The following is a 16,282-nucleotide window of genomic DNA, read 5'->3' as shown; positions in this document are numbered from 1 at the left end:
ATGAGGAGGTAATGGCATGGGTTATTATGACCAAAATGATTATTCCGAATATGGATCGAAGAGGCGCAGACCCAGGTTTTTCTCTACGATTGCCTTGGCCTTAATCAGTGCGCTCATTGGCGGTCTTGTCTCCGTGGCCTTAGTTCCTTCTTTATACGGTAACCAAATGCCAACGGGGGGAAAAGAAGTTATTCTGGGCCAAGGATCCTCCACCCCACCTGTGAATATTGCCAATCCCACCGGATTTCCAACGGTAGAGGTCGCCAAAACTGTAGGGCCGGCTGTCGTAGGGATCGCCAACTTCCAATCCCGGGGGAGGATCTTTGGCGGCAGTTCCGAACTGACTGAAGCAGGGACGGGCTCCGGCTTTATCATCGATGCCCAATACGGTTATATTGTTACCAATTACCATGTCATCGCCAATGCTTCGAAATTAATTGTGAGTCTGGCCGACGGAAGAAATGCCGAGGCCACTTTAGTGGGTCAGGACCCTCGTACAGACCTGGCGGTGATCAAAATACCTGCGGACGGACTTACGGCGGCACAGCTGGGAAACTCGGAGCAGCTTCAAGTAGGGGAACCGGTAGTGGCTATCGGTAATCCCGGTGGCGAGGAATTTGCCCGTTCCGTGACTCAAGGTGTCGTGTCGGCCAAGAACCGGATTTTGTTAATCGAGGGAGAATCCAGCTTTAACTTAATTCAGACCGATGCTGCGATCAATCCGGGCAATAGCGGTGGTCCTCTGGTCAACTACAACGGCCAGGTTGTAGGGATCAATTCAGCCAAAAATGCAGAAAAAGGCTTTGAGGGAATGGGCTTTGCTATCCCTATTACGGATGCCATACCCGTCCTTGAGCAGCTTATTGAAAAAGGTTACTTCAGTCATCCTGGACTTCTGGTATCCATCGATACCCGCTATACACCCGAATGGGCGGCCCAAAGAAGTTGGCCCGCCGGTGCCTATATATCCAATGTGGACCCCAGTGGCCCGGCAGCCCGGGCCGGAATACAAGCGGGAGATGTTTTGGTGAAGATTAACGGAGTCACGGTCAAAAGTTCCTTGGAATTAACCCATGAATTATTTAAGTTCAAACCAGGGGATACCGTCACAGTGACGTATTACCGCAATGGGAAGAATATCGATGTCCAGGTGAAACTGGTTGAGATCATCGCCAGCTAAATAGGTTCAGGGTGGTATATAATTTGGGGGGGATATGAGCAATCATGATCCTCCCTTTATTCAGTAAGGAGTACAACTATGCTGCAGATTAAAATCATTGCTGTGGGAAAGATTCGGGAAAAGTTCCTTATAGAAGGGATTAAGGAATATACGAAACGCTTAAGTGCTTATATCCGCTTGGAGATTATGGAGATTGGGGATGAGCCCTGTCCGGAGCGTCTTTCCTCCGCCGATGAAGAACTGGTTAAGAGTAAAGAAGGTGAGCGGATTCTGAAAGGGATCGGCTCTCAGGAGCATGTCATTCTTCTTGATCTGCAGGGAAAAGAATTCACCTCTCCGGGCTTCTCGGAATATATAGATGGCCTTGCCTTAATGGGAAAAAGCAGTGTGACTTTTATCATCGGTGGTTCCTTAGGAGTCTCCCAGGAAGTAAGGGGAAGAGCGGATTACCGCTGGTCTTTTTCCCAATTAACCTTTCCTCATCCTCTCATTAGACTGCTGCTTCTGGAACAAATCTATCGGGCCATGAGAATCAGCAAGGGGGAGCCTTATCATAAATAGGGATAGGTAAATAGACTCGCTTTTTTAAATTTCCAAGCGCTTGGAAATTTGAAGTTTGGACGAGTCTTGAAAGGGCTTGCAATCTGAATCTCCAGGATTTTGCTTTCGGCGTTCACTCCATAAGCTGCGCGGAGCAATCTAATCGTTCAAGACCTCCGCTGCGTCGGGTCCACCTGCGCCGCTAAGCAGTCTCTGTGGCATGGCGGCTTGGGCGAAACCCTCGCCCGGGTTTCGTGCCCAAATCGCTCCTCGAAAGCACTGCTTTCGCACTTGTTCTCAATGGGTGGTTGGAAACGTCCTGTTTCCAGCCCGACTCCGCTGCAGTCTTTCGCGAAGATTGCTTACCTGCTCGCTTAGAATTCGTTCTCTGCCTTAAAGCAAAATCCTTGGGCTGTCTTTCGGGCTTGAGCGTGCGGATGTAGGAGGAACTAGCTGACCGGCCCCGGAGCTATGGAGTGAGCGATGTGCGTAAAGCTACCTGACCCGGACACATGAAAAAACGAGACTCACCAACACGAAAAACCCTGGCCACGCTAATAAGCGGCCAGGGTTCCTCTAATTGTTCTATTTATTTGGTATAATTATCAAAATAGCCTTTGATATAGACGATTGGTGTCCCTTTATCTCCGCTGCCGGAGGTTAAATCAGATAAAGAACCGATGAGATCCGTCAGCCTGCGAGGGGTGGTTCCTTGGGCTTCCATCGACCCGACCAGGTCTTCACATTTATTTTGAATATACTCTGAAATGGCTTGCTTCTGGGCTTCTCCGCAAAGATGGGAGAAATTATTGTCTGCCAAGTATTTTAATTTCACTTCGTTTGGCGTACCTTCAAGCCCTGCAGTATAAGCGGGAGATACGACCGGGTCTGCCAGTTCCCAGATCTTCCCCACGGGGTCTTTGAATGCCCCGTCGCCATAGACCATGACTTCCACTGTTTTACCCGTTTTATCTTTGATTTCCGCTTGAATACCATCAACGATGGACTGGCAGGTATTCGGAAATAGTTTCACACGATCTTCGGTTGCTTTATTCGAACCGAGGAGACCGTACTTTTCGTTAAACCCGCTGCCATTGATGGATTCTGTAAGAAAATCATCAAGGCCATAGACTTTTTCAGCGCCGCTATTTTTTAAGATGCGTTTAGTCCGGAAGCGGGAATGAATATCACAAGTCAATACCTGCTTAGTATAATTTAAGATGGTTTTCGGGTTATTGGAAAAGATGATTTGGCAAGTGGCGCCTTCCGCTTCAATTAAATTTCTGTAGTATTCGATGTAATCAACACCGGTGAATGGATGTTTGATATAACCGAAATGCTGGCGGAATTCAGCTTCTGTTAAGACATCTGTCCAGGGATTGATACCTTTTTCATCCAATTTATCCAGGTCTACAAGGTGGTTACCCACTTCATCTGAGGGATAGTTTAACATCAGGACAACATGTTTTATACCCTTTGCGATTCCTCGTAAGCAGATGGCAAATCGGTTGCGGCTGAGGATCGGAAAAATGACCCCCACTGTTTCCTCACCGAATTTAGCTTTTATATCTGCGGCAATATCGTCAATTGTGGCATAGTTTCCTTGGGCACGAGCGACAATGGATTCTGTAATAGTAACAATATCACGATCCTCGATCATAAAACCTTCAACTTTTGCTGCATTTAATACAGCATCCACTACGATCTGTTGAATATTGCACCCTTGGTTAATAATAGGTCCACGAAGTCCACGTACTACGGTTCCAACGACTCTTTCCAATGTGATCTCTCCTCTAGCAAGAGTATATTCTACATAAACTAAGTAGAAATTTTCAATCAACTCTACTATACTCTTTTATAGTGGTATAAGTAAAATTAATATTTATAATATCTGATACAAGGAGAGCTAATATGGTTGGAAAATTAGATTTATATCGCATATTTAACGCAGTGAGCAGAAATAAAAGCTTTTCCAAAGCGGCCCAGGAACTCTATATGACACAATCAGCTGTCAGCCAAGCCATTGCAAAGCTGGAGAGTGAATTGGAAATACAACTTTTCCACAGGACATCAAGAGGAGTTATATTGACCAATGAAGGAAATCTATTAAATGAGCATGTGAACTCCGCCTTAGGAATGATTAACGCTGCAGAAGATAAAATCCTGGAATTTAAAGAGCTGAAAACCGGACAATTGCGGATTGGAGTCGGAGATACAATTACCCGTTATTTTTTATTGCCTTATTTAGAGGAATTCCACATCGCCTACCATGGAATCAAACTCAATATATTAAATGGAACGACAACAGAGATCCAAGACTTTATCAAGTCAGGAAAAGCGGATGTGGGGATCTGCAATTTGCCGATTCAGGATGAAAACCTTCAGGTCATACCTTGTAGGGAGATTCAAGATATTTTTGTATGCGGGGAAAAATATAAAGAAATAACGGAAAAACCTATTAGCTTAGAGCATCTAATGGAATTACCGTTAATCTTTTTAGAGAAGAAATCAAATTCCCGAAAATATGTGGAGAGTTACCTAAAGAAGAAGGGTTTCCCTATTTCACCTGTATTTGAACTTGGGTCCTATGATCTTGTTCTGGAGTTTTCCAAAATAAACTTAGGTATTGCCTGTGTAATTAAAGAGTTTTCTAAGGACTACTTAGAAAGTGGAAGCTTGTATGAGATAAGGTTAGAAGAGGAAGTTCCCAAAAGGAGCATTGGCATATGTTATTTAAAAAATGTCCCACTGACATCTGCAGCTAAGAAGTTTGTTGAGAGTATCCATAACGGGCAATCTTAAAAGATGCTTTCCTTTGTTCCCTAAGAAAAGGTGGTTCGCAGATTTTTAATAATCTCTATAATGTGGTTTAGCTAATATATTTCATACGTTTTCTACCATATTCAGTGATGTTATAGCATTGCTGAAGTTTTCCGTCTTTATCCACAGCAACACGGGTTGGGTCAATCAGGCCAACAGCTTTTAGAGAAAGCAGGTAGCTATCAACGTTATTTTCGTTAACCCCTCTATCGAGAGGATAGTCCTCTTTGAGCATTTTTAGTATTTCTTGATCCGATATTCCTGCATTATGGAGAATAATTTCTACCACTCTGAACTTTATGGGAATTAAGCTCATGTTGAACCTCCTATCGTCTTCTTAAGTTAACAAAATCTTTTGGAGTCCCAATCGTAAGTATTGTGCCAAGGGTGATAATAATAACACCGATGATCAGGTTGGGGGTGATCTGTACAATGTTTAATAACCACCCGAAGAAGACGGACCATAAGGCAAAGGTTACATTGAGGCCCATAGCCCGGGTTACTCCGGTCATATTCATAGCGCGATACCAGGCAAATGTAGCGGATCCGCCAATTAAAGCGATACCGGCAATATACCATGCGGTATGTGAGGTAAAGCACGAGTAGAGGATGCCGTAAGCAACACTTCCAAACACCGGAAGAATTACGAAGAAATTGACCAAGAAAGATGTAAGATCTCGAATACCAATTGCAATATCCGAATCCACTAAATCCATGCCATAGGTCGACATGACTCCCTCCAGTGCCCACACAATGGCAGCAACAGCGGCCAGTCCTATGCCGAGATAAAAGTGGGGGAAAGCAGACCCTTCTGGTGGGACAAACCCAACAATAAACGCGCCGATTATGGCCAGCACTATGCCGGCTCCTACCCGTGGAGGCACCTTCTCCTTAAGAAAAATTGCTCCAAGAACAGCACCGATAGCCGGATAGGCTGCAGTAATGGCTGCAGTATATGAGGGACCGGCAAAAAATATCCCTAACATGTTACAAGACATTCCAATGGGTCCACCCAGGATAGCCGCCAAGATGATCATTTTACCCGGACGGGTTTTCAAGGTGCGTACATAATCACGCCATTTGCCTTGGACGACATTATAAATAAATACCCATAATGCCGCGAAGCCATCATGCAAGCAAGCTCCCACTAAAGGAGCAGCAAAGATGCTCATACTGTTTGTGAAGGGGGCTAAAGCAAGTACGATCCCCATTAATACTCCGTCTAAGCCCCAAGCGGCACCAGCATATAAGCCACTGCCAATCCCCTTTTGGGCAAAGCTTAGGTCCTGCTTTTGCATAAGCAATTGTGTATTCTGATCCATTTGTGCTACTCCTAGTTGACGAATTATAAAGTGTAACTCTATGGGAAATATTTAACATGATCCGGCGAGAAAGTAAAATACATTGTAAATATACCCCCTATAAGTGTAGCTTTTGATCCTATTAATTTTATAGGGGCATAAAGAAGCCAAGATAATTAATTTTATCTCAGCAGTATGAATCGCGGGCTCATTTATGGTCTGACTTCTGTTTTCCGGGAACAGGTAGCTCTAATGATTTTGATGAATTCCTTTTCGATCATGCAAAGATGGTGGCGATCCGACCAAATTAAGACAACGGATACATCCAAATGAGCATTATTGATGTATAGCTTGTTTATTCTACTGGTCTTCATATACTCATCAGCCATAAATTGAGGGACAAAAGCGATGACTTCTCCCTGAGTTAGGATTTTTTCCATCATCTCTAAATTATCAACTCGATAAGATACATTGAAAGAACCATATTTTTGCAGCAAACTGGATACACCGCACTCAGTAATATACTCTGTGTTGTACAAAAGAATGGGTAAAGATAGGGCTCTTTCCAGGGTAATAGCTGATTCTGAGGTTAATTTACGATTAATCCCCGTAATCACGACAAATTCATCGGAAAAGAGTTCTTTGTATTGAATATCCTTTGATTTACGAAACGCATCAGTACTCAAAATAATCCCAAAATCAGCCTTGCCTTTCTCAATATCTTGTAATATATTATTTGACTCGCCAACTTTAAGCAAGACATTGACTTTAGGGTGATTATGCTTGAAAGTAGTTAATATGTCCGGCATGATCGTAATATTAACGCTAGGCTCTACGGCGATGGATATATTTCCATTGAGTACAAGCGAGTTACCGTGGGCAATGGATTTAATATCATCAATCCCATTCAGCACTTCCTTGGCCTTAACGATAATGAGTTCTCCCGTTTCAGTTAAATAAGCGCCAGAATTTGTCCTTTTCAGCAGAACGACACCAAGCTCATCTTCGAGCTTACTGATAGCAGAGCTTAGAGCAGGCTGCGAAATGTGGGAACGTTCTGCGGCAAGGGAAATGGACTTAGATTCGTTGACAGCAACTAAATACATTAATTGTTCCAGACGCATTTCAATTACCCTCTTCTAATATTTACTTCTTGTGGTATATATATCCATGAATTGGATTGGGAGTTGAACACGACTAAATTATACGAATTTGTGCTTCAAATAACAATACTCGATAAGCGGTATTAACAAAATTTATGATCACTTAATTGTGTTGGTTATAGGGGGCATAATCATTAAGTATTTTACAGAAAAAATGGGATTGCTTATAATGTGGGCAAGTACAAGATATCACAAGAACAATCCGAAGATCCAATTCTTAGAACAAGGAGGGATTAAATAGTGAGGTATCAGAACCTTTTTTATTGCGGGAAGGTTCTGAATTGTAAAACTACAGAAACGCATATCTATAGTATGTTTTGTGGCGACTCTGGCGCTGAACTTGTCTATAGGGCATTGATTGGGCCCATTTTTTACCCCAGGGGCCTCTATTTTGGATTGAACCCTACTCAGCACAAGCTATGTCAGAAAAAAGTCTACCTCTATTCCAGCTATGCCTGCCGCGGTGTCATGGGGAAAGCCCTTTAAAACCAGCAAATATAATGGTGACGAAGACCTTGTTACAAGCACAGTTCAAGTGGACGGACCTCTCAGACAACAAGTATTCAAGTCGTTTTGAAATCTAACGTTCTTCACACCCATAGTGAACGATACCGCGTTCACTATGGGATGAGGAGATACCTTGCCGAAGATTCTTCAGATAGTTGGAAACGAAGCAAAATTTATAAAAGGAGGATGAAATTTATGAAGAGAACAGCACTAACCAATAAACTATTAGTGCTAGGGGTCGACGGTATGGACCCAAGGATTAGTCGCAAATTCTTGGCCGAAGGAAAAATGCCTAATTTAGAAAAATTTATTGAAAAGGGATCAGCCAGAAAGGATCTGCAGCTTCTGGGGGCTATTCCAACCATTACACCACCTTGTTGGACGACCCTTGCTACGGGCGCTTATCCAGGAACTCACGGCATCACCTGCTATTGGAGACAATCGCCGGAAAGTCTGGATGCGGTGGTTTATAATATGGACTCCCGTAATTGTACTGCGGAACAAATCTGGAATATTACATCTGAAGCCGGCATGAAGACTCTTGTTTGGCATTGGCCGGGGAGCTCCTGGCCCCCAACCTCCCACAGTGAAAATTTAAGTGTGGTCGATGGTACGCAGCCAGGTTCTGTCAACATGGGCGTTGCTCAGCTTGACTGGGAAAAAGTTATTGTCGCCTCACCGGAAATTAAAGAAGTCCGTTATGCCCCAAGAGTGGAGAAACCAGCTGGCGTGGGTTGCATTATTACTGATTTGGAAGATACTTTGGACGATGAAGTCGATGATGAAATGATGGAACTTTGGTGGGGTGACACAGCCCGCCAAGGCGGCGAAATCCGTACCTATGTCATGGATGATGAAGATACAGAAGTTGTGATCGGCAGCAAGGTAGCCTATGATATTATCAACTCTCCCCTCAAAGAGGCTACAGGTTGGAGCAATGCCCCGGAAGGAGCCAAGGAATTCACGATCCTAACCTCCGGCGGCCTGGTGAGACGTCCTGCTTTGCTTCTCAAAAATGAAACCGGCGAATATGATCGAGTGGCTATTTACAAGAATAAGAAAGCAGAAAAGCCAATCGTTACCTTGGAAAGGGATAAAATGGTAACGGGCATTATTGATGATGTGACCAAAAAAGAAGTCACTAAGCCTGCCTGCCGTTCCATGAAGATATTAGAACTTGATCCGGCTGGTAATGCAGTGAGACTTTGGATCAGCAATGCTCTTGATATCAGCAATGATCAATTATGGCATCCCAAAACCCTCTATCAGGATATCGTCAGTAAGGTTGGCGAGGTGCCGCCGGTCAGCTTAATCGGCGGAGAAGATGATGAATTGGTTCGTGAAATCTTTGAGCCTTCCTGGGCAATTTACGATAAGTGGCAAGCGGATTGTCTGAATCATTGCATTAAAGAAGAAGGGTATGAAGTCGTATTCTCTCATCTTCATAATATCGATTGTGCAGGTCACCAGTTATGGCATCTTGGCAAGACCTTGCCGCCATGGGATCATACAGATGAAGAAGTTTACAAAGGGTTCATTGAAAAATTCTATACCCAAACCGACGACTACCTGGGAGAATTCCTCTATCTCTTAGACGAGGGGTGGACGGTATTGATCGTCAGCGACCATGGCCTGATTGTCGGGGAAAACGTACCTCCTATTTTAGGGGAATACGGCGGCCTTAATACAAAGGTCATGGAAGAACTGGGTTATACAGTTCTGAAGAAAGACGAAAACGGCAATTCCCTCCGAGAAGTCGATTGGGAAAAAACAAGGGCAGTCCAGATTCGCAGCAACTACATTTATATTAATCTTAAGGGCCGGGACAAATACGGTATTGTGGATCCGAAAGATAAATATGATTTAGAGGAACAGCTCATCTCCGATTTGTATAACTACCGGGATGAGAGAACCGGCAAGCGTGTGGTCGGCATCTGCCTGAGGAACAAGGATGCTGTGTTAATCGGCACCAATGGCCCGGAGTGCGGTGATATTTTCTTCTCCATCGAAGAAGGATACAATAGATTGCACGGGGATAGTATTTCCACTTCAGAAGGATATTTTGAAACCTCCGTTTCACCAATTTTCGTGGCAGCCGGCAGTGGTATTAAATCAGGATTTACCACGGAGCGGGTCATCCGCCAAGTTGATGTAGCACCGTCAGTTTCTATGCTGCTCGGATTGCGGTACCCTGCCCAATGCGAGGGAGCCCCAATTTATCAGATTTTCTCCGAAGAGATTTAAGACTTATAAATTAACTAAGTGGCTATCAGGACTCCGCCTTGTGTAAGGTTACACGGGCGGAGGCTATTTTTGGTACAGTAAGCGCAGGGAAATGCGCACCATCCTTAAAGAAAAGGAGAGAAGGTTATGGTAGATAATAAACCAATGACGAGTACCCGATACATGGACGAAGCCACCATGAACAAATCCCACTATAAGTTTCTGATTTTATTGGCGTTCGGCTATACCTTTGAGCAAATAGACGTTTTTTCTTTTTCCTTCGTTGCACCTGCCCTCACAAAGTATTGGGGTGTATCAATGGAATGGATTGGCCTAGTCAACTCTTGCACTTTTGTTGGTATGCTTTTAGGTTGCTGGCTGGGTGGTTGGTTTGCAGACCGCATCGGCCGTAGAAAAACCTTCCTCGGCTCGATTCTTTTGTTCTCTTTATGTTCTTTGGTGAACGGTGGGGCACCCAACCAAGAAATCTTCCTAGTTGCAAGAACCCTAACGGGTATTGGTATGATGGGCATGGTGGTAGTAGCTATGGTATATATTGCCGAATTGCTGCCCGCTGCCTCCCGGGGTAAGTGGCAGGCCATCGCTCTAGCCACTGCACTTTTAAGTATCCCCCTTATTGGTCAGTTGGCCTCTCATATTATTCCTAACAACCCGGAAGGTTGGCGCTGGATTTTATACATCGGCGGTTTAGGCTTTATCGTGTTAGCATTTGGTAATAACTGGCTAAAAGAATCTCCCCGTTGGCTCATTAGCAAGGGTCGTTTTAAAGAAGCAGAAGCAGTCATTCAGTTCTACAGACCCGATGTTAAAGTGGATCTTAGTGCCGAGGCCTCTGGTAAAGTTAAGGAGGAAAAGGCTCAGGAAACAACCAAAACCCTCGAAGTGTTACGACTCTTATTTAGTAAGGAATATAGAAAAAAGACCCTTGTTCTTATCAACTTAGTTGTCTGGAACACCGTCGGTTACTTTATGTTCTTCGCTTGGATGCCGACCCTGTTGAACGAGTACGGCTTTTCCCTGGAAGACTCCCTGTGGATGGTAGCCCTAGTATCCTTCGGTAGCCCCATTGGTAACTACTTAGCGGCCTTCTTTACCGATAAAGGCGGTAGAAAAGTTCCCATCGTTATCTATGGTGCCATCATCGGGGTTCTAACCGTTATCTTTGGTACCATCAAGGCTCCTATGCTGATCGTCGGAATTGGTTTTATCATTCGAATTTTGATGGACGGTGTGTTCGTTCTAATGTGGTCTTACTTGGCCGAAGCGTACCCCACCCAATTTAGAAGCAGTGGTACCGGTATTATCTTCAGCACCGGTAGAATTCTAAACGTTGGTGCCATGGCCATGGTTCCTCTAATTTATAAGCAGTTTGGTTACAGTGTCCTGTTCGCCATTATCGGTGCCATGTACATCATGATCGCCGTCGTTACCGGTATATGGGGCGAGAGAACCGCTGGGCGTTCCTTGGAAGAAATTGCAGAGACGGACTCGAATAAAACCGTTTCTGCTTAAAAACGAATCGAGTACAATATTAAAACCTCCTGGCTTGCCAGGAGGTTTGGTCTTATGTCAGTCTCTGATTATATCCCGTATAAGTGTTTAGTATATTACAGTTATCCCAGTAGGCACTATAATAAAAGTAACATGTGCAATCATACACAACTACAAAATTCGATGAAATATGCTAAGAGATGCTATTGGGTTTGATGTTATATAAAGAGGAGTAATTCTATGGAATACTTTGGCGAAGAAGCCTTAGGACTTATTGAAACCAGGGGAATGGTTCCGGCCATCGAAGCGGCGGATGTCATGTGCAAAACTGCAGATGTGGTGCTTGTTTCCTATGAAAATATTGGCTCAGGGCTGGTCACCGTTATGGTGAAAGGGGATGTCGCCGCAGTAAGATCGGCAGTAGAAAAAGGAGCAGCAGCTGCAGCAGCGATTGGAGAACTAACGGCCGCCCACGTTATGCCGCGCCCCGTCAGCCGGGTGGGCAAGATTGTTTCAAGACATGATATCGATGCTTAACACTGAAGGTTTTGGAGGAGTATCCCGTGGAGAAAAATGATGCTTTAGGGTTTATAGAAACTTATGGACTGGTTTCGGTGCTGGAAGCTGCGGATGCTATGTGCAAGGCAGCAGAAGTGGAATTGGTGGGTTATGAGAATGTTGCTTCAGGTCTGATCTCCGTGGTGGTCCGGGGGGATGTGGGAGCAGTAAAAACAGCGGTAGAGGCCGGCATCGAAGCGGCCGGCAAGGTGGGTAAAATTTATAGCACCAATGTAATTGCCAGGCCCCATCCCGATGTAGAGAAGATTGTAGCCAAGCACCTTATTGATTGGTAAACAGTGCAGTTTTGAGCTTGTTCAATCCTCAAGTGGAAAGGGGGATAAAGAATGAATCGCATGGACAATGATTTGCTTTCAATTCAAGAAGCACGGATTCTGATCGAAAACGCCCGGGAGGCTCAAAAGACTTTGGCGGCCTTTCCCCAGGAAAAGCTGGACCGGATTGTGGAGCGTATAGCTGCCGAAGTGGCGAAATACGCCCGGGAACTGGCGATTATGTCCTATGAAGAAACGGGATTCGGAAAATGGCAGGACAAATATATAAAGAATATTTTTGCCAGTAATTTTCTCTACAAGAAAATCAGTAAGATGAAAGTCGTCGGCATTATCGCTGAAGATAAAGAGAATCAAACCATAGATGTCGGCGTACCTGTGGGAGTCATTGTCGCTTTGCTGCCATCCACCAACCCCGTATCCACTACCATCTATAAAACCTTAATCGCCATAAAATCAGGCAATGCCATTGTTTTTTCCCCTCACCCCAAGGCGAAGAAAACTATCAGAAAAGTGCTGGAGATACTGGTGCGGACCGCTGAAGCCAGCGGGCTGCCCTGCGGGGCCATCGGCTATCAGAGGACCCAGGCTGTTGAAGGGACACTGGGGCTGATGAACCACAAGGATACAGCCCTGATCATGGTGACAGGAGTGCCCAAGATGGTCAAGGCCGCCTATGCCTCCGGGAAACCGACGATCTATGGCGGACCCGGGAATGGCCCGGCTTTTACAGAGCGTTCGGCCGACATAAAACAGGCAGTAGCGGATATCATTACCAGCAGAACCTTTGACAATGGCATAGTGTCCGCCTCAGAGCAATCCATTGTGGCTGAGGAATGCATTGCCGACGAGGTAAGGGAAGAGCTGAAAAGAAATGGTGCATACTTCCTCTCGGCAGAAGAATCAGCACAACTTGGTCAACTCTTTCTGCGGTCTGACGGCAGCGCCAATCCGGACATCGTCGGTAACACGGCTGTAGAGCTGGCACGGAAAACTGGCGTCTCTGTCCTGGAAAATACTAAAGTCCTCATTTCTGAACAAAGATTTGTTGCTCCGACCAACCCCTATGCTAAAGAAAAGCTCTGTCCGGTGTTGGCCTTTTATGTGGAAAAGGACTGGCTCAACGCCTGTGAAAAATGTATCGAGCTGCTGCTCAACGATGGCCGGGGGCATACCCTCGTCATTCATTCCCGGAATGAGCAGGTGATCAGGGAGTTTGCCCTGAAAAAGCCCGTCTCAAGAGTACTCGTGAATACGCCCGCCACTCTGGGGGGAATTGGAGGAACAACCAATCTCTTCCCGGCCTTAACTCTCGGTTGCGGTGCCGCCGGCGGCGGGTTCACTTCAGATAATATTTCACCACTGAATTTAATCAATATCCGCAAGGTAGGCTATGGGGTACGAAAACTGGAGGACATAACCTGTGGTCTGCAGGCAGAATCGGTAGAATCGGCAGGATTAACGGAGCTAACAGGACTAAACGGAAGTTTTTGCTCCGGCACAGGTTACCCTAAGGAAAGAACCCAGGACCTCAACGAGCTGTTGGAAACATTGCTGGAACAGCTTTTACCTTATAGAAATGCTTAAAAGTCAATGAATAAAAGGGAGGGCAAAGGATGGATAGCAAAGAATTTTCGGCAAAATTTGCCGATGTAACTAAGAACTTATCCCCAGAGGAAACAGCTATTGTTATGAAACTATTTCAGGAGATCTCCAAGGAACTGGCGGCACATTCCCCATCCCCGGCGTACCAAGAGAGAAAGTCCCCTGTGTACGAAGGGGAAATCACCGGTCTTACGCCGCGTTTAAACAATCTGCGCACAGTCTATTTACAAGCCAAACCCAGTGTCAGCATCGATCGGGCCAGAGCATTCACCCAAGTAACCAGGGAAAATCCCGGCTTACCTAGGATTCTGCTCCGGGCCAAGTGTTTCAGAAGGGCCTGTGAGACGGCGCCTCTCTTCATTCAAAAAGACGAACTCATTGTGGGACATCCTTGCGGAAAACCGCGGGCCGGTGCCTTTTCACCGGATATTGCCTGGAGATGGGTTCGGGATGAACTGGATACTATGGCCACCAGAGCACAGGATCCCTTCCAAATCAGTGAAGAAGATAAGCGCATCCTCCGGGAAGAAATCTTCCCTTTCTGGGAAGGGAAAAGCGTGGACGAGATTTGTCAGAAACAATACGAAGATGCCGGGATCTGGTCCTTTTCCGGTGAGTCCTTTGTGAGTGACCTTTCCTACCATCAAATCAACGGCGGCGGCGATACCGCCCCCGGATATGATGTAATCCTGATTAAAAAAGGAATTAAAGGGGTAAGGCAGGAAGCTGAGGACAGATTGAGCAAATTGTCCATGGAGAACCCGGAAGACCTCGACAAGATCTACTTCTATAAAGCAGAGATTGAGACTTGTGACGGCATTTTGGCTTATGCCCAACGGCTTTCCAATTATGCCCGAGAATTAGCCGACCGGGAGGTGGATTCCGTACGGAAACAGGAACTGCACAAGATCTCTGATATTTTGACCTGGGTTCCCGCCCATCCGCCCCGTACCTTCTATGAAGCCCTTCAATCGATTTGGACCCTTGAATCCCTGTTTGTCGTTGAAGAGAACCAGACAGGTATTTCCCTGGGACGTTTGGATCAATATATTTACCCCATGTTCAAGGCCGATATGGAAAGCGGCCGGCTCAACAAACTGGAAGCCTTCGAATTGTTGAGCTGTTTTCTGATCAAATGCTCGGAAGTAATGTGGCTGTCCAGTGAGCAGGGAGCTAAATATTTCGCCGGCTATCAACCCTTCATCAACTGTACTGTAGGCGGCCAGAAGCGCACCGGAGGGGATGCCACCAACGAGCTGACCTATCTGATCATGGATGCCGTTCGCTTTACCAAGATGTATCAACCTTCTCTGGCCTGCCGAATCCATAATCAATCCCCCCAAAACTATCTGAAAAAGATTGTCGAAGTGGTAAAAGCCGGGTTAGGTTTCCCTGCCTGTCACTTTGATGACAGTCATATCAAGATGATGCTGGCGAAAGGCTTCAGCATTGAAGATTCCCGGGACTATTGCCTTATGGGCTGTGTTGAACCTCAGAAATCCGGCGGTATCTATCAGTGGACATCCACCGGCTATACCCAATGGCCCATCGCCATCGAATTTGTTCTGAACCGCGGCGTTATGAAATGGCGGGGCACGATGGAAGGTCTTGATACCGGCGATCTTGACGACTTCAGGACTTATGAAGAATTTGATGCCGCTTGTAAGCAACAAATTGAGCATATCATTCGTTTATCAGCGATTGGCACCATTGTGAGTCAGCGTGTCCATCAAGAACTCGTTCCTAAACCCCTGATGTCTCTGCTGGTCGAAGGCTGTATGGAAAAAGGGACGGATGTTACCAGCGGTGGAGCGCGGATCAATTTTGGTCCTGGATTGATCTTCTCCGGCCTGGGAACTTATGCAGACTCTATGGCGGCGATCAAAAAGCTGGTATTTGAAGAGAAGAAGGTCACCCTGAAACAAATCAGGGATGCCCTGAATGCCAATTTTGAGGGCTACGAAGCTTTGCGCACCGATTGCCTTAATGCGCCGAAATACGGAAATGATGATGATTATGCTGATTTAATTGCCTCCGATATCATTGTTTGGACCGAACGGGTTCACAATTCCTTTAAAATGCTCTTTTCCCATTTTACTCATGGCACCCTTTCCATTTCCAACAACACACCCATCGGTGAAATAACCGGGGCGACACCGAACGGACGGCTGGCCTGGACACCGCTGTCGGACGGAATCAGTCCGACCCAAGGTGCGGATAAATTCGGACCCACAGCCATCATCAAATCCGTCAGCAAGCTGAGCGTTGAATCCATGAATATTGGCATGGTGCATAACTTCAAACTACTGCGCGGTATTCTCGAAACTCCGGAAGGGGAAAACGGCCTGATCACCTTGCTCAGAACAGCATCCATCCTCGGCAACGGCCAGATGCAATTCAGCTATGTGGATAATGAAGTTCTGAAACGGGCTCAACTCGAACCGGATAAGTATAGGGACCTAATTATTCGCGTCGCCGGATACAGCGCCTACTTCGTGGAATTGTGCAAAGAGGTTCAGGACGAAATCATCAGCCGCACCGTTTTGGATCACTTTTAAGTTTTTAATCACCTTTAATAGG

At 45.7% G+C, this 16,282-nt stretch carries 14 protein-coding genes; 10 read left to right on the top strand and 4 right to left on the bottom strand.

Annotated elements, in window-relative coordinates:
• The first annotated feature begins 16 nt into the window (after positions 1–16).
• Positions 17–1,180 carry a S1C family serine protease gene (locus DESPCE1_RS0120670; protein WP_014795940.1) on the top strand — a complete coding sequence of 388 codons (1,164 nt, stop codon included), beginning with the start codon at positions 17–19 and terminating at the stop codon, positions 1,178–1,180.
• 81 nt (positions 1,181–1,261) lie between these two features.
• Positions 1,262–1,741 (top strand): 23S rRNA (pseudouridine(1915)-N(3))-methyltransferase RlmH, encoded by a 480-nt coding sequence (gene rlmH / locus DESPCE1_RS0120665; protein ID WP_202947939.1) that lies wholly within the window; start codon positions 1,262–1,264, stop codon positions 1,739–1,741.
• 568 nt (positions 1,742–2,309) lie between these two features.
• Here the strand turns inward: rlmH and DESPCE1_RS0120655 are convergent.
• Positions 2,310–3,500, bottom strand: coding sequence for a coenzyme F420-0:L-glutamate ligase (locus tag DESPCE1_RS0120655; protein ID WP_019851577.1), 1,191 nt, complete (start codon positions 3,498–3,500; stop codon positions 2,310–2,312).
• 131 nt (positions 3,501–3,631) lie between these two features.
• Here DESPCE1_RS0120655 and DESPCE1_RS0120650 point away from each other — a divergent pair, with 131 nt between their 5' ends.
• The gene (locus DESPCE1_RS0120650) at positions 3,632–4,522 is read left to right on the top strand and encodes a LysR family transcriptional regulator (protein WP_014795937.1); all 891 of its coding nucleotides are present in this window, start codon (positions 3,632–3,634) and stop codon (positions 4,520–4,522) included.
• Between the two features lie 67 nt (positions 4,523–4,589).
• Here DESPCE1_RS0120650 and DESPCE1_RS0120645 read toward each other — a convergent pair whose 3' ends face one another.
• The 3 genes from DESPCE1_RS0120645 to DESPCE1_RS0120635 form a co-directional block, all read right to left on the bottom strand.
• Positions 4,590–4,856 carry a hypothetical protein gene (locus DESPCE1_RS0120645; protein WP_014795936.1) on the bottom strand — a complete coding sequence of 89 codons (267 nt, stop codon included), beginning with the start codon at positions 4,854–4,856 and terminating at the stop codon, positions 4,590–4,592.
• Positions 4,857–4,866: 10 nt separating this feature from the next.
• Complete coding sequence (locus tag DESPCE1_RS0120640) at positions 4,867–5,862, bottom strand: DMT family transporter (protein ID WP_019851576.1); 996 nt, start codon at positions 5,860–5,862, stop codon at positions 4,867–4,869.
• Positions 5,863–6,053: 191 nt separating this feature from the next.
• Positions 6,054–6,965: a LysR family transcriptional regulator gene (locus DESPCE1_RS0120635; protein WP_019851575.1), complete on the bottom strand. Its 912-nt coding sequence runs from the start codon at positions 6,963–6,965 to the stop codon at positions 6,054–6,056.
• 279 nt (positions 6,966–7,244) lie between these two features.
• On the opposite strand from DESPCE1_RS0120635, the gene DESPCE1_RS0120630 reads away from it, so the two are divergent.
• The 7 genes from DESPCE1_RS0120630 (at position 7,245) to cutC (ending at position 16,260) form a co-directional block, all read left to right on the top strand.
• The gene (locus DESPCE1_RS0120630; RefSeq protein ID WP_019851574.1) at positions 7,245–7,490 is read left to right on the top strand and encodes a hypothetical protein; all 246 of its coding nucleotides are present in this window, start codon (positions 7,245–7,247) and stop codon (positions 7,488–7,490) included.
• A 216-nt stretch (positions 7,491–7,706) separates the two neighbouring features.
• On the top strand, positions 7,707–9,755 hold the full coding sequence (locus tag DESPCE1_RS0120625) for an alkaline phosphatase family protein (RefSeq protein ID WP_014795932.1): 2,049 nt from the start codon (positions 7,707–7,709) through the stop codon (positions 9,753–9,755).
• A gap of 126 nt (positions 9,756–9,881) precedes the next feature.
• The gene (locus tag DESPCE1_RS0120620; RefSeq protein WP_014795931.1) at positions 9,882–11,267 is read left to right on the top strand and encodes an MFS transporter; all 1,386 of its coding nucleotides are present in this window, start codon (positions 9,882–9,884) and stop codon (positions 11,265–11,267) included.
• Positions 11,268–11,486: 219 nt separating this feature from the next.
• Complete coding sequence (locus DESPCE1_RS0120615) at positions 11,487–11,783, top strand: BMC domain-containing protein (RefSeq protein WP_005815246.1); 297 nt, start codon at positions 11,487–11,489, stop codon at positions 11,781–11,783.
• Positions 11,784–11,809: 26 nt separating this feature from the next.
• Complete coding sequence (locus DESPCE1_RS0120610; RefSeq protein ID WP_014795930.1) at positions 11,810–12,100, top strand: BMC domain-containing protein; 291 nt, start codon at positions 11,810–11,812, stop codon at positions 12,098–12,100.
• A 51-nt stretch (positions 12,101–12,151) separates the two neighbouring features.
• Positions 12,152–13,684: an acetaldehyde dehydrogenase (acetylating) gene (locus DESPCE1_RS0120605; protein ID WP_019851573.1), complete on the top strand. Its 1,533-nt coding sequence runs from the start codon at positions 12,152–12,154 to the stop codon at positions 13,682–13,684.
• A gap of 29 nt (positions 13,685–13,713) precedes the next feature.
• The gene (cutC, locus tag DESPCE1_RS0120600; RefSeq protein WP_019851572.1) at positions 13,714–16,260 is read left to right on the top strand and encodes a choline trimethylamine-lyase; all 2,547 of its coding nucleotides are present in this window, start codon (positions 13,714–13,716) and stop codon (positions 16,258–16,260) included.
• Positions 16,261–16,282 lie beyond the last annotated feature (22 nt).

Source organism: Desulfitobacterium sp. PCE1, from assembly GCF_000384015.1.
Taxonomy (GTDB): Bacteria; Bacillota; Desulfitobacteriia; order Desulfitobacteriales; family Desulfitobacteriaceae; genus Desulfitobacterium; species Desulfitobacterium dehalogenans.
Note: the sequence above shows the minus strand (reverse complement) of the source record. Positions and strands in the feature narration are given on the sequence as shown.